This is a genomic window from Streptomyces africanus, from assembly GCF_030816955.1.
GTDB classification, from domain to species: Bacteria; Actinomycetota; Actinomycetes; order Streptomycetales; family Streptomycetaceae; genus Streptomyces; species Streptomyces africanus.
The window spans coordinates 5,203,017-5,224,610 of record NZ_JAUSYP010000001.1 but is presented as its reverse complement, the minus strand read 5'-3'; the positions used below and the strand labels follow the sequence as shown (position 1 = coordinate 5,224,610).

Genomic DNA, 21,594 nt, shown 5'->3' with positions numbered 1-21,594 from the left:
CGGGCAGGGGACAGCTAACAGGCAGCGCAAAGGGTCAGTGTAGCCACTTGGCACACTGATGTCCAGTGCGGGTTGTGAAACCCGTGTTGACCCTCGTTGTTCCACTCCTGCGACAAGGCGCTGCCCTCAACGCACGTTGATACTGCCCTCTTCGTCGCCGATCCATACCTCGGATTCGGATCCTTGTGACGACGCGTCCTGAGAATTGCGCGCTGCGTGCGGTTCGTCAAGGCCCCCCCTGCCCGAACCGGGGCCGGCCCAGAGACACGACGAAGATCACCATACCCCCCGCCACAGAGGGTGCAAGGCAACCGTGGCCGGACCTCAGAAACGCCGAAGAGCGACCACCCGGATGGATGATCGCTCTTCCGCGCTTACGCGTTACACGCCCAGCGGGACGTGTCGTGGATCCTGGCGGATCCGGGAGGTCTTACTTGACCTCGACGGAGGCACCGGCGCCCTCGAGGGACTCCTTCGCCTTGTCGGCGGCCTCCTTGTTGACCTTCTCCAGAACCGGCTTCGGCGCACCGTCGACCAGGTCCTTGGCCTCCTTCAGGCCGAGGGAGGTCAGCTCACGCACGACCTTGATGACCTGGATCTTCTTGTCGCCGGCACCGGTGAGGATGACGTCGAACTCGTCCTTCTCCTCCTCGGCCGGGGCAGCCGGGCCACCCTGGGCCGGGCCCGCGACGGCGACCGCGGCGGCGGCGGCGGTGACGTCGAACTTCTCCTCGAACGCCTTCACGAACTCGGAGAGCTCGATGAGGGTCATCTCCTCGAACTGCGCGAGCAGGTCTTCCTGGCTGAGCTTCGCCATGATTGGCGGTCCTTCCACTAAATCGGCAGGTGCCGGATGTACATGTGAGGCGGGCGTACTACTGGCCCGCTACGGTCGCCGCGTTCAGGCAGCGGCGGCCGGGATGCGAGCCGAGTTACTCGGCACCGCCCTGCTCGTCCTGCTTGGCACGGAGCGCGTCCACGGTGCGGACGAGCTTCGACGGCAGCGCCTGGAAGACAGAGGCAGCCTGCGACTGCTTGCCCTTCATGGCACCGGCCAGCTTGGAGAGCAGAACCTCGCGGGACTCGAGGTCCGCAAGCTTCTTGATCTCATCGGCGGACAACGCCTTGCCGTCAAGGACGCCGCCCTTGATGACCAGGTTGGGGTTGTCCTTGGCGAAGTCACGGAGACCCTTCGCCGCCTCGACCGGGTCACCGGTCACGAAGGCGACGGCCGACGAACCCGTGAAGAGGTCGTCGATCGCGGTGATCCCGGCCTCGTTGGCCGCAATCTTGGTCAGCGTGTTCTTCGCCACACGGTAATGAGCGTTCTCACCGAGTGAACGACGCAGCTGCTGCAGCTGCGCCACGGTGAGACCGGTGTACGCAGTAACGACAGCGCCGTTGGAGTCGCGGAACCTGTCCCGCATCTCCTCGACGGCATCGACCTTGTCAGGCCTCGCCATGAGCCTCGGCCTCCTTCCGGGTGATTCGGACCGCGCGGACCCGAAGGAGGACTGGGGAAAACGAAACGCCCCGGCGCAGGGGCACGGGGCGCAGCTCGACCGTTTGTACGCACGCACGGGGCGGCGGACTACGGGAGCTTCTCCAAGTGTCACCTGCGCGGGCCGTCCGCCGTTCAGCGGATCCTTCGGCCACCGCGCTCTCGTCCGAGCGCGCGGTAAACGACCAGCGGTCTTTGGCTTCTGTAGGAGAGTACGGGAACGGATCGCCGTCAAGCAAATCCGCCCGTACGACGGATCAGCTCGCGTCCAGTTCCTTGAACAGGTCGGCGAGGTCGGCGACGTCCTTGGCCGGCGGGGCCGTGACGTTCACCGGCTTGTTGTAGTCGAGGAAGGTGATGGTCATGTCGAGCGGGCCCTTGTCGGCGGCGCCCTTCATCCGGAACTGCTTGGTGTGGTCGTCGCCGTCGACCCACATGTCCATCGCGAGCTTGTCGACGCCCAGCTTCTCGTACTGCTTGATGCTCTTCTCGCGCTGCTCGCGGGTGGCCGCCTTGCCGTCCTTGAGGGAGGCTCGGAGGTCCTTGAGCGTGACGGTGCCCGTGTAGTGGGTCGTCTCGACGCCCTCGACCTTCTCGGAGCCGACCTCCTTCACGTCCTTGGCGCCCGTCAGGAAGGTGGACTCCGCCGCCGGGTTCTGCTCGGCCTGGTTCGCGGACCCCAGCTGATCCAGGTCCTTGCCCGCTTTGGACCCGGACAGGTCGAACTTCATCCAGGTCTTGCCGTCCATCTCCTTGGCCATCTCGGCTCCCCCACCGATGTACATGGCCTTGTCGACGAGGCGGATCTCCACGGCCTCGGTGGCTCCCTGTGCGGGCGCCGTCATCTTCATGCTCATGGCAATCGTGGGCTTCAGGCGCATCGACGCCTCGCCCTTGACCTGGCCCGACTCCGGCACCGTGCCGTTCAGGCGGTAGCGGAGGGACGTGATGTCCTCCGTGTTCTTCGCCGCCTTGGCGACGGCGGCCGCGGGCGTCATCTCCGGCGACTGCTCCGCGCCGCAGCCGACCGCGCCGGCCGCGAGAAGCAGGGCGCCCAGCCCGGCGACAGGTATGGATGCCTTCATTGATTCCCCCCAAGGAATACGTGATTGCTTCACAGCAAGGCCGTGAGCCTATCCCAGAGGGCACAAGTGATCTATGCGGATTCACGGGGAGCTCAGGGCGTACCGGCCTACTTCCGCATCAGGTCCTCGAAGTCCCCGGTGTCGGACAGCGGGGGCCGCCGGGCCCGGACCGGCACGCCGTAGTCGCCGTAGTGCGCGGTCTGGGTCATCAGGCCCGTACTCATCCGCGCCTTCTCCACCTTCTTGACCAGCAGGTTCCGCTCGTCGATCCAGATGTCGACGGTCTCGGTGGTGACACCGGCCTCGGTGAGCTGTTTCCTCAGGGCGGCGTCGGTGACGTCCGCGGCGGCCACCGTGCCGGTGTAGTGCGTGGCGGGCCGGCCGCGCACGGACTCCTCGCCGGCTTTCCTGACGTCCCCGGAGGCCAGCAGGAGCTTCACGGACTGGTTCGGTGTGGTGCTGCGCATCTGGTCGCCGAGAGGGGCTCCGGAACCCCCGGCGAGGGCTTCCAGGTCCTCGTAGGCGTACCGGATCCAGTGCTTGCCGCCGGCCTGCTCGGAGAACTTCTCGCCCATGCGCGCGTAGTACGCGTCGGGCAGATAGCGGGCCTCCATGGAGGTGCTGCCGAGCCGGCGCATGGTGTCGGCCAGGGTGCCGCCGGTGTACGTGATGCTCAGGGTGCCGGTGATGCCCTTGCCCCAGCCGAGGGTGCCATCGGCGGTCATGGACATCAGCGAGCCCATGGTCGTCGTGGACTCGACCCGGGCGGACCCGGCCCGCTGGGTGGCGCGCTCGGCGGAGCGCAGGGCCGCGACGGTCCGGCCGTGCGCGGCGCGGTCGTCCTTGCCGGAGCCGTCGGAGGAGTCCGGGGAAGTACAGGCGGCCACCCCCGCCAGCGCGCTCGCCATCGCGAACACCAAGCCCACGCCGCGCACGGTCGTGCCCTGCATACGTCCCCCCGTTCGCATCCGGTTCCCGCACGTTAACCCAGGCCACCGGCGTACGTACCGGAAAAGGGAACGGGCCCCGCACCTGTGAGAGGTGCGGGGCCCGTGACCGGTTGCGTGAGCCGTCAGACTCAGACCGCGGCCGGGTCCTCCTCGACGAGGAGGTTGCGAGTGCGGTTCGGGTCGAGCGGGATGCCGGGGCCCATCGTGGTGGTGATGGCGGCCTTCTTGATGTACCGGCCCTTGGCGGCGGACGGCTTCAGACGGAGGATCTCCTCCAGCGCGGCGCCGTAGTTCTCCACCAGCTTGGTGTCGTCGAAGGACGACTTGCCGATGATGAAGTGCAGGTTCGCGTGCTTGTCCACACGGAACTCGATCTTGCCGCCCTTGATCTCGGTCACGGCCTTGGCCACGTCCGGGGTCACGGTGCCGGTCTTCGGGTTGGGCATCAGACCACGCGGACCGAGCACGCGGCCGAGACGGCCGACCTTGCCCATGAGGTCCGGGGTGGCGACGACGGCGTCGAAGTCCAGACGGCCCTTCGACACCTCGTCGATCAGCTCGTCGGCGCCGACGATGTCGGCGCCCGCGGCACGCGCGGCCTCGGCACGGTCACCGGTCGCGAAGACCAGGACCCGGGCGGTCTTACCGGTGCCGTGCGGGAGGTTCACGGTGCCACGGACCATCTGGTCGGCCTTGCGCGGGTCGACACCCAGACGGAAGGCGACCTCGACGGTGCCGTCGAACTTGGTCGTGGAGGTCTCCTTGGCGAGACGGACGGCCTCGAGCGGGGCGTAGAGCTTCTCCCGGTCGACCTTGGCGTCCGCAGCGCGAAGGGACTTGCTGCGCTTGCTCACTACTGCTCCTGTGGATTCTTAGGAGTCGTGGTCCGGGCCGAGCAGGCCCTGCCACTTCTGCTGATGGGGTTGGGGCTCAGCCCTCGACCGTGACGCCCATGGAACGGGCGGTGCCGGCGATGATCTTCTCGGCGGCGTCCAGGTCGTTGACGTTGAGGTCGGGCATCTTGGTGGTCGCGATCTCGCGGACCTGGTCACGCGTGATCTTCGCGACCTTGGTCTTGTGCGGCTCGCTGGAGCCCTTCGCCACGCCCGCGGCCTTGAGGATCATCTTCGCGGCCGGCGGGGTCTTGGTGATGAAGGTGAAGGAACGGTCCTCGTAGACCGTGATCTCCACCGGCACGACCCAGCCACGCTGCGACTCGGTCGCGGCGTTGTAGGCCTTGCAGAACTCCATGATGTTGACGCCGTGCTGGCCCAGCGCGGGGCCGACCGGCGGGGCCGGGTTGGCGGCACCGGCCTGGATCTGGAGCTTGATGAGCCCCGTGACCTTCTTCTTCTTGGGAGGCATGTGCTCTCTCCGGGTCCTAGTGAGAGTTTTCCAGCCTCCGAACCGGATCAGCCGGATGGAGGCATACCGCACAACGATAACGGGTATTCATGTGCGGCCAAAAACCGAGCAGGTCAGGCAGACTCCAGGAGCCCGTCTGACCTGCTCGGAAGCCGGGGTGGTGCTAGTTCTTCTGGATCTGGTCGAAGGAGAGCTCGACCGGCGTCTCGCGGCCGAAGATCTCCACGAGGCCCTTGACCTTCTTCGAGTCCGGGTTGATCTCGTTGATGGTCGCCTGCAGCGTGGCGAACGGACCGTCGGTGACGGTGACCGAGTCGCCCACCTCGAAGTCCAGCACCTGGACCTCGACCTTGCGCTGCGGAGCCGGCTTGCCCTCGGCCTCGGCGGCCTCGCGGGCGGCCTTCTCCTCGGCCTCCGGGGCGAGCATCTTGACGATCTCGTCCAGCGTCAGCGGGTACGGGTCGTAGGCGTTGCCCACGAAGCCGGTGACACCCGGGGTGTTGCGGACGACGCCCCAGGACTCGTTCGTCAGGTCCATGCGGACGAGGACGTAACCCGGGAGCTTGTTCTGCTTGATCGTCTTGCGGTCGCCGTTCTTGATCTGGACGACCTCTTCCTGCGGCACCTCGGCCTGGAAGATGTAGTCCTCGACGTTCAGCGAGACGGCGCGCTGCTCCAGGTTGGTCTTCACGCGGTTCTCGTAGCCGGCGTAGGTGTGGATGACGTACCACTCGCCGGGCAGGACCCGCAGTTCCTCACGGAGCTTCTCGATCGGGTCGCGGTCGTCCTCGGGCTCTTCCTCGGCCTCGTCCGCGACCTCTTCGTCGGTCTCGGTCTCCGCCTCGGCGGCGTCGTCGTCCGCGACGGCGTCGGCAGCCTCGACCTCGGCGGAGGTCTCGGTGTCCTCGCTGTCCGCGCCCTCGACGGTGTCGAGCTCGTCCTCGACGGACTCGACAGGCTCGATGGCGTCGTTCACGTTCGGGTCAGACACGGTGGCTGCTTCTTCCTGGATACATAGGGGTGGAACATGCGAAAGGAGCGCCGGGTACCTCGGCGCTCTTCGCTGGCGGCTCAGCCGAACACGTACTTGGCGGCGTGGCTGAGTCCATAGTCAATCACGGTGACCAGGCCGATCATGATGACCACGAAGATGATCACCACGGTCGTGTATGTCGTCAGCTGGTTGCGGGTCGGCCAGACGACCTTGCGCAGCTCCGCGACGATCTGGCGGTAGAAGAGGGCGAGCCGCTTCAGCGGGCCCTTCTTTCCGCGCTTGCCGCCCTTGCGGGTCTTCTTGGACTCCGGCGCCTCATCCTGGGCATCAGGCATGTCGATGGAGCCCACGGCGTCCGTCACTCGTCCTCACCTGATTCCGGGTCGTGGCCGTGCCGCGCCCGGTCTGAGCCGCACGGCGGTGCATTGCTGTACGTACATGCGCACACATCCTGGCGAAGGTGTGTGTAGCAGGGCCGGAGGGACTTGAACCCCCAACCGCTGGTTTTGGAGACCAGTGCTCTACCAATTGAGCTACGACCCTTTGTGTGTCCCCCAACGTACCGCATCCGTCCGGATGCTTGGTGTGCACCGAACGGGCGCGGCCTGCGAGAGGCCAACGAGGTGAGAGTGTACGTGGTCTGCGGCCGGTCGTCGAACAGAAAGGGCTCCGGCAAGGCCCCGTTGGCGGAAGATCGCCTGCGGAGCGGGGGCGGAGGGCCGGGCTCCGGGTGAAGATCGCCCAGGCCGTGCGGCCGATCCGGACTGTTGTTCAGGGTTTGCCCGGCGTTGTTCAGTCTGTGAAACCCCCGTGCCGCGCGCGTTTCCAGTCTGAAACGATGGGGCGCATGAGCCCTGCAACCCCTCCCACCGAGCGCCGGGTCTCCGCCCGAGTCGGCGCGATCTCCGAGTCCGCCACCCTCGCCGTGGATGCCAAGGCCAAGGCCCTCAAGGCCGCCGGGCGGCCGGTGATCGGCTTCGGCGCCGGTGAGCCCGACTTCCCGACTCCGGACTACATCGTCGAGGCCGCGATCGAGGCCTGCAAGAACCCGAAGTTCCACCGCTACACGCCGGCCGGCGGCCTGCCCGAGCTGAAGGCCGCGATCGCCGCGAAGACGCTGCGCGACTCCGGCCTCGAGGTCGACGCGTCGCAGATCCTCGTCACCAACGGCGGCAAGCAGGCCATCTACGAGGCCTTCGCCGCGATCCTCGACCCGGGCGACGAGGTCATCGTGCCCGCGCCCTACTGGACGACGTACCCGGAGTCGATCCGGCTGGCCGGGGGTGTCCCGGTGGAGGTCGTCGCCGACGAGACGACCGGCTACCGGGTGACCGTCGAGCAGCTGGAGGCGGCCCGTACGGAGAAGACGAAGGTCGTCCTGTTCGTCTCGCCGTCGAACCCGACCGGCGCGGTCTACAGCGAGCAGGAGACCGAGGCGATCGGCCGCTGGGCCGTCGAGCACGGTCTGTGGGTGATGACCGACGAGATCTACGAGCACCTGGTCTACGGCGACGCCTCCGCCGTGTCGATGCCGGCGGTGCTGCCCGAGCTGCGTGACAAGTGCGTCGTGGTGAACGGTGTCGCGAAGACGTACGCGATGACCGGCTGGCGGGTCGGGTGGATCATCGGCCCGAAGGACGTGATCAAGGCCGCGACGAACCTGCAGTCGCACGCCACGTCGAACGTGTCCAACGTCGCCCAGGCCGCCGCACTGGCCGCCGTCTCCGGAGACCTGGTCGCCGTCGAGAAGATGCGGGAGGCCTTCGACCGGCGCCGCAAGACCATCGTGCGGATGCTGAACGAGATCGACGGCGTGGTGTGCCCAGAGCCGGAGGGCGCGTTCTACGCGTACCCGTCGGTGAAGGCGCTGGTCGGCAAGGAGATCCGGGGCCGGCGGCCCAAGGACACGGTCGAGCTGGCCGCGCTGATCCTGGAGGAGGCCGAGGTCGCGGTGGTGCCGGGTGAGGCGTTCGGTACGCCCGGGTATCTACGGATGTCGTACGCGCTGGGTGACGAGGATCTCGTCGAGGGCGTGAGCCGGATGCAGAAGCTGCTGGCGGAGGCCAGGGACTGACGTCCCCTTCGTCGGCCTGGGGCACATACCGAATTCGGTATGTGCCCCATTTGTTTGTGCGAGCAAGGCCACTAAAGGGGAAACCGCTACCGGGACCGCTGAGGCGTACGGCAGGATCCTGGGATGGAGCGTGTACGTGATGTCTCTGAGCTGCCGAAAGCCCATCTGCACCTGCACTTCACCGGGTCGATGCGGCCCTCGACCGTGCTGGAACTGGCCGACAAGCACGGGGTGCGTCTTCCCGACGCGCTGACCGAGGCGCTGAGCGGCGGGGAGCCGCCGAGACTGCGGGCGACGGACGAGCGGGGCTGGTTCCGCTTTCAGCGGCTGTACGACGCGGCGCGCTCGTGTCTGCGGGAGCCGGAGGACATCCAGCGGCTGGTGCGGGAAGCGGCGGAGGAGGATCTGCGGGACGGGTCGGGGTGGCTGGAGATCCAGGTCGATCCGACGTCGTACGCGCCGCGGCTGGGCGGGCTGATCCCGGCGCTGGAGATCATCCTGGACGCGGTGGAGACGACGTCGCGGGAGACCGGGCTCGGGATGCGGGTGCTGGTCGCGGCGAACCGGATGAAGCACCCGCTGGACGCGCGCACGCTGGCGCGGCTGGCGGTGCGGTACGCGGACCGGGGGGTCGTCGGGTTCGGGCTGTCGAACGACGAGCGGCGGGGCATGGCGCGGGACTTCGACCGGGCGTTCGCGATCGCCCGGGAGGCCGGGCTGCTGTCGGCGCCGCACGGGGGTGAGCTGGCGGGGGCGTCGTCGGTGCGGGATTGCCTGGACGACCTGGGGGCGAACCGGGTGGGGCACGGGGTGCGGGCGGCGGAGCATCCGGGGCTGCTGCGGCGGTTGGCCGAGCGGGGTGTGACATGTGAGGTGTGCCCGGCGTCGAATGTGGCGCTGGGGGTGTACGAGAAGCCGGAGGACGTGCCGCTGCGCACGTTGTTGGAGGCGGGGGTCCCGATGGCGCTGGGCGCGGACGACCCGTTGCTGTTCGGGTCGCGTCTTGCCGCGCAGTACGAGATCGCGCGGCGGCATCACGGGTTCACGGACGAGGAACTGGCGGAGGTGGCGCGGCAGTCGGTACGGGGGTCGGCGGCGCCGGAGGATGTGAAGGCGAAGCTGCTGGCCGGGGTGGACGACTGGTTGCTGTCGTAGCGCCTGACGCCGGGTGGTGGTCGGGGCCGCGCCGGGGAGTGCGGGCGCACTCAGCTGCGGGCAGTCGTGCCTCCCCCAGTGCCTCAAGGGCCTGGGAGGTGCCCCCAGGGCGGCACGGGTGGGCGCAGCGGCACCCCGCTCCGCCGGGTGGCGCGGAGCCCCGGCCCCGGCACCGACGCCGGGTGCCTACAGGCTCACTCCCACCGTCACCGGCTCGTTCACCAGCGTGATCCCGAAGGCCTCTCGGACCCCTGCCACCACCTCGCGGGCCAGGGCGAGCAGATCCTCCGTGGTCGCCGTACCCCGGTTCGTCAGCGCCAGCGTGTGCTTCGTGGAGATGCGGGCCGGCCCGTCGCCGTACCCCTTCGTGAAGCCCGCCTTGTCGATCAGCCAGGCCGCGGAGGTCTTGGTGCGGCCCTCCCCCGCGGGATACGCGGGCGGCTCCACCCCCTCGCCGAGGCGCTCCCGCACCCGCGCGCGGAACGTCGCGAAATCGGCGTCCGTGAGGATCGGGTTGGTGAAGAAGGAGCCGGCCGACCAGGTGTCGTGGTCCTCGGGGTCCAGGACCATGCCCTTGCCGGCGCGCAGCTTGAGCACCGTGTCGCGGGCCGAGGCGAGCGGGACACGGTCGCCGGCTTCGACACCGAGCGCCCGGGCCGTCTCGGCGTACCTGAGGGGGGCCGAGAGGCCGTCGGCGTCCTCCAGGGCGAAGCGGACGCGCAGCACCACATAGCGCTCCGGGTCGGACTTGAAACGGCTGTGGCGGTAGGAGAAGGCGCAGTCCTCGGTGGCCAGCGTGACCGTCTCGCCGGTCCGGCGGTCGTAGGCGACGACCTCCGTGATCGTCGAGGAGACCTCCTGGCCGTACGCCCCGACGTTCTGGATGGGGGTCGCGCCCGCCGAGCCGGGGATGCCGGCCAGGCACTCGATGCCGGCCAGGCCCGCCTCCACCGTGCGGGCGACGGCGTCGGTCCACACCTCGCCGGCTGCCAGCTCCAGCCTCGGGCCGTCGAGGGAGTAGCCCTTGGTGGCGATGACGAGGGCCGTGCCCTCGAAGCCCTTGTCGCCGATGACCAGGTTCGAGCCGCCGCCGATGAGCAGCAGCGGGGTGCCCGTCTCGTCGGCTTCGCGTACGACGGCGATCACCTCGTCGTCCGTCGTCGCGGTGACCAGCCGGGTCGCGGGGCCGCCCAGCCGGAAGGTGGTCAGCGGGGCGAGGGGGGCGTCGTGGAGTTCCTGCACGGGCTCAAGAGTACGAGACGGCACTGACAGGCTCCGGCACGCGTGCGTGCGGCCCCCGTCCGGGAGACGGGGGCCGCACGCACGCGTGGTGTCCGTTCAGGGCAGGCGGCGCATTGCCTCCGGCCAGGAGAGCGGGAGGTCGTCGCTGCTCGCCTGCCATGTGATGAAGCTCGCGTCCCTCATCTGCGAGGCGAGGCCCCGGGCAGCGGGTCCGTGGGCGCCCGCGCGGACGAAGTCCTGGAGTGCGGCCTTCGACTCCCAGGCGGACAGCGTCCAAAAGGTCCGTTTGAGGGGCTTCGCCTTCAGGGTCGCCCCGTAGACGCCGGGGCTGCGGCGCACCTGGCGCCAGACGGCGGGCGTCCCGGCGAGGAACTTCAGCGCTCCCCACAGGGTGCGCGTCTCGAAGCGGGAGGCGAAGACGTGCACCTCGGTGCCGCGGGGCGGGGTATTGGGGACGGTCCAGGGAAGGGTCGGCATGACCGTTTCTCCTTCGGGTCGTCGGGGTCAGTGGGACGCGGACGCGGTCTCCAGCACGGGCGCCGGTTCGGCCGGGGCGGCCTGCCGCTCGGCGCGTCGCCGGGTCGGGATCAGCAGGGCCGCGATGCCCGCGAGGGCGACCACCGCGGAGCCCGTCACCAGCGCGGGGCGCATGCCGTCGACGAAGGTCTGGCCGGTCTCGTAGCCGCCCTGCGCCGAGAAGATCGACGCCATGACGGCTATGCCGAGCGCTCCGCCCACCTCGCGCAGGGCGTTGTTGGCACCGGAGGCGACGCCCTGCTCCGAGGGCCGGACGCTGGACATCACCAGGTGCGAGGCGGGCGCGAAGAACAGGGCCATGCCGATGCCGCTGACGATCAGGGCGGGCAGCTGGGCGGCGTAGGAGGCGTCCGCCGTGGCCACGACCGACATGTAGCCGAGGCCCAGGGCCTGGAGGAACAGGCCCGCGGCGACGACCGGGCGGCCGCCGATGCGGTCGGCGAGGATGCCGGCGATCGGGGCGACCAGCATCGGCATGCCGGTCCAGGGCAGCATCCTGAGGCCCGCCTCGGTGGGCGAGTAGCCGAGGACGCCCTGCATGTACTGGCTGAGCAGGAAGATCGAGCCGAACATGCCGAGGAACATCAGCAGGCTCGCCGCGTTGATGCCGGAGAAGGCGCGGGAGCGGAAGAGCCGCATCGGCAGCATGGGGTTGGCGGCGCGCGTGCTGTAGAGGACGAAGCCGGTGAGGAGCGCGGAGCCCGCGAACAGGCCCGTCAGGACCATCGAGCCGGTCCAGCCGTCGACGGGGCCGCGGACCAGGCCGTAGACGATGCCGAAGAGGCCGCCGCTGGCGAGCAGGGTGCCGGGGATGTCGAGCGGGGCGCCCGTGCCGTGGGACTCGGCGAGGCGGAGGCGGGCGAGGGGCAGCAGGGCCAGACCGAGCGGGACGTTCAGCCAGAAGATCCACTGCCAGGAGATGTGCTCGGTGAGGGTGCCGCCGACCAGCGGTCCGGAGGCGACGGCGAGTCCGTTGACGGCTCCCCAGATGCCGTACGCCATGCCTCGCTTGGCGGCGGGCACGGCCGCGGTGAGCAGGGTGAGCGTCAGCGGCATCATCACCGCCGCGCCGGCGCCCTGGATCGCGCGGGCGGCGATGAGGGAGTCGATGCCGGGCGCCAGGGCCGCCGCCGCGGAGGCGCCGGTGAAGACGGCGAGCCCGGCGGTGAAGAGCCGGCGGCGGCCGAACCGGTCACCGAGGGCCGCGCCGAACATCAGCAGGACGGCGAAGGTGAGCGTGTAGGCGCTCACCGTCCATTCCAGGTCGTGCAGTCCCCCGCCGAGGTCCTCGCGGATGGAGGGCAGGGCCGTGGTCACGACGAGGTTGTCGAGGGCCGCCATGAATCCGGCGACGCTGGTGATGACGAGGGCCCAGGCGGCTCCCCCGCGGCGTGCGGTCTGCTGTGACATCTCTCCCCCTGAGAGGTGAATGGCTTGATCAATTAGTTATTGATTACTAACTTTCGCGCCCATGAAAAGGCGCGGCCGTGCGCCCTTCCCCGTCATTTCTCCAGCCGGCCCGTGATCCTCGCCGACGGGTACAGCCCCTCCCAGACGCGGTGCTCGGGAGGGAAGCCCATGCCCACCAGGCAGTTGATGAGCATCCCGTAGGCCAGGAACGTCGTCGTCTCGCCGACGTCGGCGCCCAGCGGCACGTGGACGGTGTCCCACAGCCGCATCCAGCCGGCGCGGACCGACTCGCCGAACTCGCGGTCGCCCTCCTGCTCGGCCGCCGCCACGGCGACGTACATCTGCATCTGCATCATCAGCCGCTCGGGCCGCTCCGCGATGACCTTGGTGTACGCGTTCGCCATGGCATGCAGGGCCTCTTCGCCCTCCAGGCCCTCGGCGGCCTCCGCGAACGTACGGATCGTGTCCTCGACACACCGCTCCGCCGCCGCCAGGAAGATCGCCTTCTTGCCCGGGAAGAGCCGGAAGAGATACGGCTGCGAGACCCCGACCCGCCGGGCGATGGCCTCGGTCGACGTGCCGTGGTAGCCACCGCGCGCGAACTCGGTCGTCGCCGCGCTGATGACGCTCTCGCGCCTCTCCTCCGCACTCATCCTGACCATGCGAGTAAGTTAGTACTCAATCACTAACTACGTCAAGCGGCTGTCGATGCCGCCTACGAGTAAGGGGCGCCCCGCGATGGAGAGCGCCCCTTACCCACTTGCCTGTCGTCTCAGGCCAGCCGCACGACCGCACGCGACATGCCGAGCACCTTCTGCCCCGCGCTCGTCGCCGTGAGGTCCACGCGGACGGTGTTGTCGTCGAGCTTGGCCGCGACCTTGCCGCTGACCTCGATCACGGCGCCCTGGTCGTCGTTCGGGACGACGACGGGCCTGGTGAAGCGGACGCCGTACTCGACGACCGCGCCCGGGTCGCCGGTCCAGTCGGTGACCACGCGGATCGCCTCGGCCATGGTGAACATGCCGTGCGCGATGACGTCCGGCAGGCCGACCTCCTTGGCGAACTTCTCGTTCCAGTGGATCGGGTTGAAGTCGCCGGAGGCACCCGCGTACTGGACGAGGGTCGCGCGGGTCACCGGGAAGGTCTGCGCGGGCAGTTCGGTGCCCACCTCGACGTCCGAGTAGGAGATCTTCGCCGTCATGGGATCGCTCACGCCTCCTCGGCCGCGCGGGCCACGAGCTTGGTCCAGGCGGTCACGACGTGCTCGCCGGCCTCGTCGTGGACCTCGCCGCGGATGTCCAGGATGTCGTTGCCCGCGAGGGACTTGATCGACTCGATGGTGGACGTGACCGTGAGCCGGTCGCCGGCACGGACCGGGCGGCGGTAGGCGAACTTCTGGTCGCCGTGCACCACTCGGCTGTAGTCCAGGCCGAGCTGGGGGTCCTGGACGACCTGCCCGGCGGCCTTGAAGGTGATCGAGAAGACGAAAGTCGGCGGCGCGATCACATCGGGGTGGCCGAGCGCCTTGGCGGCCTCCGCGTCCGTGTACGCCGGGTTGGCGTCCCCGACCGCCTCGGCGAACTCACGGATCTTCTCCCGGCCCACCTCGTAGGGCTCGGTGGGCGGGTACGTCCGTCCCACGAAGGACTGGTCGAGCGCCATGGCCCGGCACCTCCTGGTTCCGCTACTGAACGGTACGGGTCATTTACTGAACGGTACGGGTCGTTCAACGACGCGAGGCCGCCCCCGATCACTCGGGAACGGCCTCGCGTACGAGCCTGTTTTATCGCGTTTCGCGGTGCGCGGTGTGCGCGTTGCAACGCGGGCAGTGCTTCTTCATCTCAAGACGGTCCGGGTTGTTACGCCGGTTCTTCTTGGTGATGTAGTTCCGCTCCTTGCACTCCACGCAGGCCAGCGTGATCTTCGGGCGGACGTCGGTGGCAGCCACGTGAGTGCTCCTAAGACGAACGGATGGACTGTTTAACGCAAGAAGAGTAGCCGATCGAAGGACCGACCCCGCAATCGGCTACTGTCAGTAGCGGTGACCGGACTTGAACCGGTGACACAGCGATTATGAGCCGCTTGCTCTACCGACTGAGCTACACCGCTTTGATGTGATCGGGCCCCCGCCTCGCGACGGGAACCGTTCACACCAGAGCCCCAAAACGGAATCGAACCGTTGACCTTCTCCTTACCATGGAGACGCTCTGCCGACTGAGCTATTGGGGCGAGCGATGAAGACATTACACGCTCCGCCGCCGTTCGCCCAAATCCGTTTCGGGGTACCCGCCCGGGCCGCACCACCGTCCGCGCAGCGGCCTCGTGGGCGCCTCTCGTTCCGGTCCCGTTCCGTACGGCGGACCACGCCGGTACGACTATTGCCCTCCTCCCCGCTACGGACGGGAGGCCGTCCTAGGCTCGACTCACTCTGAGTGATCATGCGTCCTCGCGTGCGCAGCCGAGCCCCAGGAGCGCGATGCCCGACAGCCAGCCGCAGCCGCCGCCCCCGTCGTCCTCACCGGGTCCGGCCGACCCGTCGTCGCTGCTGCTGTGCGGGGCGCGGCTCACCGACGGCCGGACCGTGGACGTACGGCTGGTCGGCGGGCGTATCGAGGCGGTCGGCACGGCCGGCAGCCTGGCGGCGGGCGGCACGCGCGCCTGCGGGGCGCGCGTGGATCTCGGCGGCTATCTGCTGCTGCCGGCACCGGCCGAGCCGCACGCCCACGCCGACACGGCGTTGTCGGCCGACGCCCAGGGCCCGGTCTCGTACGAGCCCCAGGACGTCCAGCGCCGGGCGACCGAGGCCGCGCTGCTCCAGCTCGGGCACGGGGCGACGGCGCTGCGGGCCCACGTGCGTGTGGGGGACGTCCAGGGGCTGGGCGCGCTGACGGCCGTGCTGCGGGCGCGGCGGGCGCTGCGGGGGCTGGCCGAGCTGACGACGGTGGCGATGCCCCGGGTGCTGACCGGGGTGGCCGGGGCGGACGGGCTGGCGGTACTGCGGGACGCGGTGAAGATGGGCGCCTCGGTGGTGGGCGGCCGGCCGGATCTCGACCCGGATCCGACGGGGTACGTGGAGGCGGTCCTGGAGGTGGCCTCCGAGCACGGCTGCCCCGTCGACCTGCACACGGACGCCGGGGATCCGGCGCGGCTGGCCCGGCTCGCGGCGATGGCGGGCGGGCTGCGTCCCGGGGTGACCCTCAGCCCGTGCGGTGATCTCGGCCGGCTGCCCTCCGAGGTGGCCTCGCGGACCGCCGACCAACTGGCGGCGGCCGGGGTGACGGTGGTGTGCCTGCCGCAGGGCGGCTGTGGTGGCGTGGACCGGCGGGGCGCGGCTCCGGTCCGGCTGCTGCGGGCGGCCGGGGTGCGGGTGGCCGCCGGGAGCGGGGCACTGCGGGACGTGTCGAACCCCGTGGGGCGCGGCGACCCGCTGGAGGCGGCGTTCCTGCTGGCCTCGCGCTACGGCCTGTCGCCCGAGGAAGCGTACGACGCGGTGAGCGGGTCGGCGCGGGCGGTGCTGGGGCTGCCGGAGGTGCGGGTGGAGGCCGGTTTCCCGGCCGAGTTGCTCGCGGTGCGCGGGAACGGGCTCGCGGGGGCGCTGTCGCTGGCGTACAGCCGGGTGGTGGTGCACCGGGGGCGCGTGGTGGCGCGGACCAGCGCGGTGCGGGAGTACTGCAGTTCGGCGGCTTCGGTGGAGCTGGGGTTGCCGCGGCAGGGGCGGGGGCAGTTGTCGTAGGTCCGTGGCGGGTGTGGCGTCAGAGTGTGGCGCGGGGTGTGGCGTCGGGGTGTGGTTCAAGGCGTGCGGCGGACGGGGCTGTCCGGGCGTACCGTCGAAGGCATGCGTACTGTCATCGCTGGTGGTCATGGTCAGATCGCGTTGCGGCTGGAGCGGTTGCTCGCCGCGCGCGGGGACGAGGTCGCGGGGATCATCCGCAAGGCCGAACAGGCCGACGATCTGCGGGCGGCCGGTGCCGAACCGGTCGTGCTCGACCTGGAGTCGGCGTCCGTGGACGAGGTCGCGGAGCGGCTGCGGGGTGCCGACGCGGCGGTGTTCGCGGCGGGCGCGGGCCCGGGCAGCGGGGCGGCCCGCAAGGACACGGTGGACAAGGCCGCGGCGGTCCTCTTCGCGGACGCGGCGGTGAAGGCGGGCGTGCGGCGCTTCGTGATCGTGTCGTCCATGGGCGCGGACCCGCGGCACCAGGGCGACGAGATCTTCGACGTGTACCTGCGCGCCAAGGGCGAGGCGGACGCGTACGTGAGCGGCCTGGACGCCCTCGACTGGACGATTCTGCGCCCCGGTCAGCTCACCGACGACGCTGGCACCGGCCTCGTACGCCTGGAGGCGCACACGGGCCGCGGGCCGATCCCGCGTGACGACGTGGCCGCCGTGCTCGCGGAGCTGGTGGACACGCCCGCGACGGCCGGCCTCACGCTGGAGCTGATCAGCGGGCCGGCTCCGGTGTCCGTGGCCGTGAAGTCGGTGGCGGGGAACTGACGACGCCGGGCACCCGCCCCTAGAACAAGGGCAGTTGGCCCGGGAAGTCGGGTACGGCGTAGCCGTCCAGGGAGGGCTGTTCCGGGCCGGGCCTCGCCTGGCGGCGCGAGCCCGGGCATGAGGTGAGCTCCCCGTGTTCCCGGGCGCCGGGCGGGTCGTGGCGCGCGTACCGCCCGGCGACGACGGCGATCTCGCGACGGCACTCGGGGCAGGTTCTGCGACGGGAGGACATGGGGCCAGTGTGCCGCGCGGACGGCTCGCGTATGCCTGTGGCCCGCCTCGCCGAGTCTCCGTCTGCTGACCGCACCTCCACCCCAATCAGGTTGCTTGAGTCAATCAATCAGCTTACCTTGTGACGGGTCGCGCTGTCCCCGAAGCCCCCTACGGAGGCCCGGCCATGTCCCAAGCCCTTCCCCGATCCGCCGACGGCGGGAGGACCGCCGCGCCGCGGGCGAACGCTGTCGTGGCGGTCCTGGCCTTCGGCGGGATCGTGGTCTCGCTGATGCAGACCCTGGTGATCCCGATCGTCCCGGAGCTCCCCCGGCTGCTGAACGCGCCGGCGTCGGACACCGCCTGGGCCGTCACCGCCACGCTGCTCGCCGCCGCCGTCGCCACTCCGATGACGGGCCGGCTCGGCGACATGTACTGCAAGCGGCGGATGCTGCTGATCAGCCTGGTCATGCTGATGGCCGGCTCGGTGACCGCCGCGCTCAGCGACTCGCTCCCCCGGATGATCGTCGGACGGGCACTCCAGGGCCTCGCGTCCGGTGTCGTCCCCCTCGGCATCAGCATCATGCGGGACGAACTGCCCGCCGAGCGGCTCGGCTCGGCGACCGCGCTCATGAGCGCCTCCCTCGGCGTCGGCGGCGCCCTCGGACTGCCCGCCGCCGCGCTGATCGCGGACAACTTCGACTGGCACGCGCTGTTCTGGGCCTCGGCCGGCCTCGGAGTCGTCGCCCTCGTGCTGGTGCCCGCCCTCGTGCCCGAGTCGGCGGTACGCACCGGTGGGCGCTTCGACCTGGTCGGCGGCATTGGCATGGCGGCGGGCCTGGTGTGTCTGCTGCTGGCGATCTCCAAGGGGGCCGACTGGGGCTGGAGCAGCGGCACCACGCTCGGTCTGTTCGCGGCGGCGGTCGTCGTCCTGCTGGTGTGGGGCTGGTGGGAACTGCGCGTCCGGCAGCCGCTGGTCGACCTGCGGACCACCGCCCGCCGTCAGGTGCTGGTCACCAATCTCGCCTCGATCGCCGTCGGGTTCGCGATGTTCGCGATGTCCCTCGTCATTCCGCAGCTCTTGCAGTTGCCTGAGGCGACCGGCTACGGGCTCGGCAGGTCGCTGCTCGTCGCCGGTCTGACGATGGCGCCGTCCGGCCTGGTCATGATGGCCACGGCGCCGGTCTCCGCCGCCCTGTCCAAGGCCAGGGGGCCGAAGATCACGCTGATGACCGGTGCCCTCATCGTGGCCGCCGGATACGGGCTGAACATCGTGCTGATGTCCGAGCTCTGGCACTTCGTGCTCGTCACCTGTGTCATCGGCGCCGGTATCGGCTTCACCTACGGTGCGATGCCCGCGCTCATCATGGGCGCCGTACCCGCCTCGGAGACGGGCGCGGCGAACAGCCTCAACACGCTGATGCGGTCCATCGGTACGTCGACCGCGAGCGCGGTGGCCGGGGTGGTCCTGGCGCAGATGACGACGGCCTTGGGGCAGACCGCCCTGCCGTCCCGGGACGGGTTCAGAGTGGTCCTGGCCATCGGGGCCGGTGCCGCGCTGCTCGCCTTCGCCGTCGCGTCGTTCATTCCGCGGCAGCGAGTGGCGGAGGGGGCCGCCGAGACAACGGAGACAGGCGATGCGGAGGTGGCGGAGGCCGGGGTGGCCGAGGCCGTGGTGGCCGAGGCTCCGGCGAGCGAGGGACCTGTTGCGGTGGCCGGGGTTCCCGTGCGGGGGCGTGTTCTGGGTGCCGAGCGGGTGCCGGTCGCCGGGGCCGCGGTGACGTTGATCTCGCTCGGCGGGAAGCAGCTCGGGCGGGCGGTCTCGCGGGACGACGGGTCGTACGACGTGGCTGCCCCAGGCGCCGGTTCGTACGTGCTGATCACCTCGTCGGAGGGCTGTCAGCCGCAGGCCTCGACGGTCGTCGTGGCCGATGAGCAGGTGGCGTACGACGTGCTGCTGAGCGGCACCAGCGGCCTCGCCGGTGTGGTGCGGTCCGCGGACGGCGGGACGCCGGTCACCGAGGCCGTCGTCATCGTGACGGACGTCCGCGGGGACGTCCTGGCCACCGCACGCACCGACGTGCTCGGCGAGTTCACCGTCACCGGCCTGGTGCCCGGCCCGGTGACCCTCGCGGTCAACTCCCCCAAGCACCGCCCGCTGGCCCAGGTCGTCGAGGTCGGCGGAGCCGGGACCACCCGGGTCGAGCTGGAGTTGCGACCCGGCGCGCAGGTGCGGGGCACGGTGCGCGGAGGGGGCGCTCCGCTGAGCGACGCGCGGGTGACCCTGGTGGACGCGGCGGGCAATGTGGTCGCCACGACGCGGACCGGCGCCGACGGGGCGTACGCCTTCTCCGACTTGGACACCGGTGCGTACACGGTCATCGCGACGGGCTACCCGCCGCAGACGGCGCCGGTGACGGTCCCGGGCACCGGCGTGGACGACCACGACATCGAACTCGCCCACGCCGACGAGTAGACCGCCGCCCTGCCGGGTCGCACCGGATGTGCTCAGCCGGTTGTCGCCGAGTTGCTTTCCGCCGCGCCGAACCACCGCGGCAGCCGGTCGAGCAGTTCCCGCTGGTCCTCGCCGACCCACGCCACATGGCCGTCCGGCCGCAGGAGCACTGCGGGGACGTCCAGTTCCTCGCTGACGTCGACGACGTGGTCGACCCGGTCCGCCCAGCCCGCCACCGACAGCCGGCCGGTCCGGTCGAGCAGCAGACCGCGGCCGCCGCGCATCAGCTCGTAGAGACGGCCCCGCTTCAGCGTCACGTCCCGCAGGCGCCGACCGAGGAGTTCGTGGCCCTCACCGAAGTCGTAGCGGACCGAGATCGCCGTGATCTTCTCGATCAGGTACCGGTTCACCTCCTCGAAGTCCATGAGTTCCCCGAGCAGTCGGCGCACGGCCTGGGGCCCCGGCTCGGAGCTCAGCAGCTCGGTCTGCGCGCGGGTGTTGTCCAGCACGGCGGCGGCGACCGGGCGTCGTTCGGTGTGGTAGCTGTCCAGCAGCCCTTCCGGTGCCCAGCCGCGCACTTCGGCGGCCAGCTTCCAGCCGAGGTTGAAGGCGTCCTGGATACCGAGGTTGAGCCCCTGGCCGCCGGTCGGCGGGTGGATGTGCGCGGCGTCGCCGGCGAGCAGCACCCGGCCGACGCGGTAGCGCTCGGCCAGCCGGGTGGCGTCGCCGAACCGGGACAGCCAGCGCGGCGAGTGCACGCCGAAGTCGGTGCCGGCGAAGTGCCGCAGCCGCTGCTTGAACTCCTCGAGGGTCGGCGGCGCCGTACGGTCCTCAGAGACCCCTTCGGCGGGCACGATGACGCGGTACCGCCCCTCCCCGAGGGGCATGGTGCCGAACCGCCACTGCGTCTTGCGGACCTCGGCCACCACCGCCGCCATCTCCTCCGGCGGCACGCCCACCTCCATCTCGCCCAGCAGCGTCTCGATCCTGGCGGGCTCGCCGGGGAAGCCCACGCCGAGCTGCTTGCGCACGGTGCTGCGGCCGCCGTCGCAGGCCACGAGGTAACGCGAGCGCAGCCGCGTGCCGTCGGCCAGCTCCGCGGTCACACCGTCGTCGTCCTGGCTGAGCCCCACCAGCTCGCAGCCGCGCCGGATCTCGGCGCCGAGTTCGATGGCGTGCTCGGTCAGCAGGCGCTCGGTGTCGCTCTGCGGGATGCCGAGCACGTACCCGTGCGCGGTGTCCAGCCGGGCGGGCCACGTCGTGCCGATACCGGCGAAGAACCCGCCCGTCTCGTGCTTCTGACCGAGTGCAAGGAACCGCTCCAGCAATCCGCGCTGGTCCATCAGCTCGATGCTGCGCACATGGATGCCGAGCGCGCGGGACTGGCCGGTCGGTTCGGCCAGCTTCTCCAGCACGATCACCTGCACGCCGCGCAGCCGCAGTTCGCCGGCCAGCATCATTCCGGTCGGCCCTCCGCCGACCACGATCACGTCCGCCATCACAACCCCCGAATTCCCCGGTGTCCCCGGTTTCCCCGTTTTCGGCTTCGGCCGGTGATTCTGCGGGACGAGGGGGGCCTTGCCGCAAGGCCCCCCTCCTGCTATAAGTTGAGAGTGGCAAGGAGAGATGAACTCCTTGCCTATTCTTGTTTCTCCTCCTTTTTTGTTTTCGATCAGGACTGCGGCGTGCGAGACCGACAGGGCGGAGCGATCGGGGAGGACCGGCCCGCAGCGTGCCTGCGGTGCGGCAGGCGTAGGACCGGGGCGAAGCCCCGCGCTGGGTGCGTGGCGTGGCCAAGGCGACGCTGCTCGGCAGCGAACTGACCCGCAGCGCGAGCCGGAATTCCCGCTCACGGCAGAACTGCGGGGATGACTAGTCGAAGAATAGTGCAGCCGTTCCATGCAGATGTAAATCGCAGCCACATCTGCAACACCTTTGTTGATGGCTGTTCGCCGTGTGAGTTCTCGCGTCTGCCGCAGTCATCCCGCTGCGCCCCATGGACCAGCGGCCCGCCGACCACGCGGAGTGCGCTCTTATGAGCTTCCTCACGCTGCGGTGTCCACATGGCTCAGCTCCGGCGCCGAACCTCGGATGATCACCGAGCGGGTCGACCACAGTTCGGCT

At 70.1% G+C, this 21,594-nt stretch carries 22 protein-coding genes and 3 tRNA genes; 5 read left to right on the top strand and 20 right to left on the bottom strand.

The window, feature by feature from the left end; translation table 11 throughout:
- Positions 1-430: 430 nt before the first annotated feature.
- From rplL to QF034_RS24305, 9 genes are all read right to left on the bottom strand, one after another.
- The gene (gene rplL / locus QF034_RS24345) at positions 431-817 is read right to left on the bottom strand and encodes a 50S ribosomal protein L7/L12 (protein ID WP_307176950.1); all 387 of its coding nucleotides are present in this window, start codon (positions 815-817) and stop codon (positions 431-433) included.
- Positions 818-932: 115 nt separating this feature from the next.
- The gene (rplJ, locus tag QF034_RS24340; RefSeq protein ID WP_307176949.1) at positions 933-1,463 is read right to left on the bottom strand and encodes a 50S ribosomal protein L10; all 531 of its coding nucleotides are present in this window, start codon (positions 1,461-1,463) and stop codon (positions 933-935) included.
- 295 nt (positions 1,464-1,758) lie between these two features.
- Positions 1,759-2,586, bottom strand: coding sequence for an SCO4651 family lipoprotein (locus tag QF034_RS24335; protein WP_307176948.1), 828 nt, complete (start codon positions 2,584-2,586; stop codon positions 1,759-1,761).
- 107 nt (positions 2,587-2,693) lie between these two features.
- Positions 2,694-3,536: an SCO4651 family lipoprotein gene (locus QF034_RS24330; protein WP_307176947.1), complete on the bottom strand. Its 843-nt coding sequence runs from the start codon at positions 3,534-3,536 to the stop codon at positions 2,694-2,696.
- 128 nt (positions 3,537-3,664) lie between these two features.
- Complete coding sequence (gene rplA, locus QF034_RS24325; protein ID WP_307176946.1) at positions 3,665-4,390, bottom strand: 50S ribosomal protein L1; 726 nt, start codon at positions 4,388-4,390, stop codon at positions 3,665-3,667.
- 76 nt (positions 4,391-4,466) lie between these two features.
- Positions 4,467-4,901, bottom strand: a complete 435-nt coding sequence (rplK, locus tag QF034_RS24320) for a 50S ribosomal protein L11 (protein ID WP_010036796.1) — start codon at positions 4,899-4,901, stop codon at positions 4,467-4,469.
- A 163-nt stretch (positions 4,902-5,064) separates the two neighbouring features.
- Positions 5,065-5,892 (bottom strand): transcription termination/antitermination protein NusG, encoded by an 828-nt coding sequence (gene nusG, locus QF034_RS24315; RefSeq protein WP_307176945.1) that lies wholly within the window; start codon positions 5,890-5,892, stop codon positions 5,065-5,067.
- A gap of 80 nt (positions 5,893-5,972) precedes the next feature.
- Entirely contained in the window at positions 5,973-6,257 is a 285-nt protein-coding gene (gene secE / locus QF034_RS24310; protein WP_010036800.1) for a preprotein translocase subunit SecE, read from the bottom strand.
- A 108-nt stretch (positions 6,258-6,365) separates the two neighbouring features.
- Positions 6,366-6,438, bottom strand: a tRNA-Trp gene (locus QF034_RS24305).
- A gap of 304 nt (positions 6,439-6,742) precedes the next feature.
- On the opposite strand from QF034_RS24305, the gene QF034_RS24300 reads away from it, so the two are divergent.
- Positions 6,743-7,969, top strand: a complete 1,227-nt coding sequence (locus QF034_RS24300) for a pyridoxal phosphate-dependent aminotransferase (protein ID WP_307176944.1) — start codon at positions 6,743-6,745, stop codon at positions 7,967-7,969.
- A gap of 123 nt (positions 7,970-8,092) precedes the next feature.
- Complete coding sequence (locus QF034_RS24295) at positions 8,093-9,124, top strand: adenosine deaminase (protein ID WP_307176943.1); 1,032 nt, start codon at positions 8,093-8,095, stop codon at positions 9,122-9,124.
- 186 nt (positions 9,125-9,310) lie between these two features.
- On the opposite strand, the gene QF034_RS24290 is transcribed toward QF034_RS24295, so the two are convergent.
- The 9 genes from QF034_RS24290 to QF034_RS24250 form a co-directional block, all read right to left on the bottom strand.
- Entirely contained in the window at positions 9,311-10,366 is a 1,056-nt protein-coding gene (locus tag QF034_RS24290) for a UDP-N-acetylmuramate dehydrogenase (RefSeq protein ID WP_307176942.1), read from the bottom strand.
- A 96-nt stretch (positions 10,367-10,462) separates the two neighbouring features.
- A complete protein-coding gene (locus tag QF034_RS24285; RefSeq protein ID WP_307176941.1) occupies positions 10,463-10,843 on the bottom strand; it encodes a DUF3291 domain-containing protein in 381 nt (126 codons plus the stop codon).
- A 27-nt stretch (positions 10,844-10,870) separates the two neighbouring features.
- Entirely contained in the window at positions 10,871-12,313 is a 1,443-nt protein-coding gene (locus QF034_RS24280; protein WP_307176940.1) for an MFS transporter, read from the bottom strand.
- Between the two features lie 92 nt (positions 12,314-12,405).
- Entirely contained in the window at positions 12,406-12,975 is a 570-nt protein-coding gene (locus QF034_RS24275; RefSeq protein ID WP_307176939.1) for a TetR/AcrR family transcriptional regulator, read from the bottom strand.
- 110 nt (positions 12,976-13,085) lie between these two features.
- Positions 13,086-13,514 (bottom strand): MaoC family dehydratase, encoded by a 429-nt coding sequence (locus QF034_RS24270; RefSeq protein WP_307179962.1) that lies wholly within the window; start codon positions 13,512-13,514, stop codon positions 13,086-13,088.
- Positions 13,515-13,522: 8 nt separating this feature from the next.
- Positions 13,523-13,975: a MaoC family dehydratase N-terminal domain-containing protein gene (locus QF034_RS24265; RefSeq protein WP_086563250.1), complete on the bottom strand. Its 453-nt coding sequence runs from the start codon at positions 13,973-13,975 to the stop codon at positions 13,523-13,525.
- 121 nt (positions 13,976-14,096) lie between these two features.
- On the bottom strand, positions 14,097-14,261 hold the full coding sequence (gene rpmG, locus QF034_RS24260) for a 50S ribosomal protein L33 (protein WP_003948671.1): 165 nt from the start codon (positions 14,259-14,261) through the stop codon (positions 14,097-14,099).
- Positions 14,262-14,349: 88 nt separating this feature from the next.
- A tRNA-Met gene (locus tag QF034_RS24255) sits at positions 14,350-14,422 on the bottom strand.
- A gap of 47 nt (positions 14,423-14,469) precedes the next feature.
- Positions 14,470-14,542: transfer RNA gene (locus QF034_RS24250), tRNA-Thr, on the bottom strand.
- A gap of 247 nt (positions 14,543-14,789) precedes the next feature.
- On the opposite strand from QF034_RS24250, the gene QF034_RS24245 reads away from it, so the two are divergent.
- Together QF034_RS24245 and QF034_RS24240 are read left to right on the top strand one after the other, a co-directional pair.
- On the top strand, positions 14,790-16,046 hold the full coding sequence (locus QF034_RS24245) for an amidohydrolase family protein (RefSeq protein WP_307176936.1): 1,257 nt from the start codon (positions 14,790-14,792) through the stop codon (positions 16,044-16,046).
- Positions 16,047-16,148: 102 nt separating this feature from the next.
- On the top strand, positions 16,149-16,805 hold the full coding sequence (locus tag QF034_RS24240) for an NAD(P)H-binding protein (protein WP_307176934.1): 657 nt from the start codon (positions 16,149-16,151) through the stop codon (positions 16,803-16,805).
- Between the two features lie 19 nt (positions 16,806-16,824).
- Here the strand turns inward: QF034_RS24240 and QF034_RS24235 are convergent, their stop codons facing one another.
- Positions 16,825-17,037: a hypothetical protein gene (locus QF034_RS24235; RefSeq protein ID WP_020275027.1), complete on the bottom strand. Its 213-nt coding sequence runs from the start codon at positions 17,035-17,037 to the stop codon at positions 16,825-16,827.
- Between the two features lie 165 nt (positions 17,038-17,202).
- Here QF034_RS24235 and QF034_RS24230 point away from each other — a divergent pair, with 165 nt between their 5' ends.
- Entirely contained in the window at positions 17,203-19,491 is a 2,289-nt protein-coding gene (locus QF034_RS24230; protein WP_307176933.1) for an MFS transporter, read from the top strand.
- Between the two features lie 32 nt (positions 19,492-19,523).
- Here QF034_RS24230 and rox read toward each other — a convergent pair whose 3' ends face one another.
- On the bottom strand, positions 19,524-20,969 hold the full coding sequence (gene rox / locus QF034_RS24225) for a rifampin monooxygenase (RefSeq protein ID WP_307176932.1): 1,446 nt from the start codon (positions 20,967-20,969) through the stop codon (positions 19,524-19,526).
- Positions 20,970-21,594: the final 625 nt, after the last annotated feature.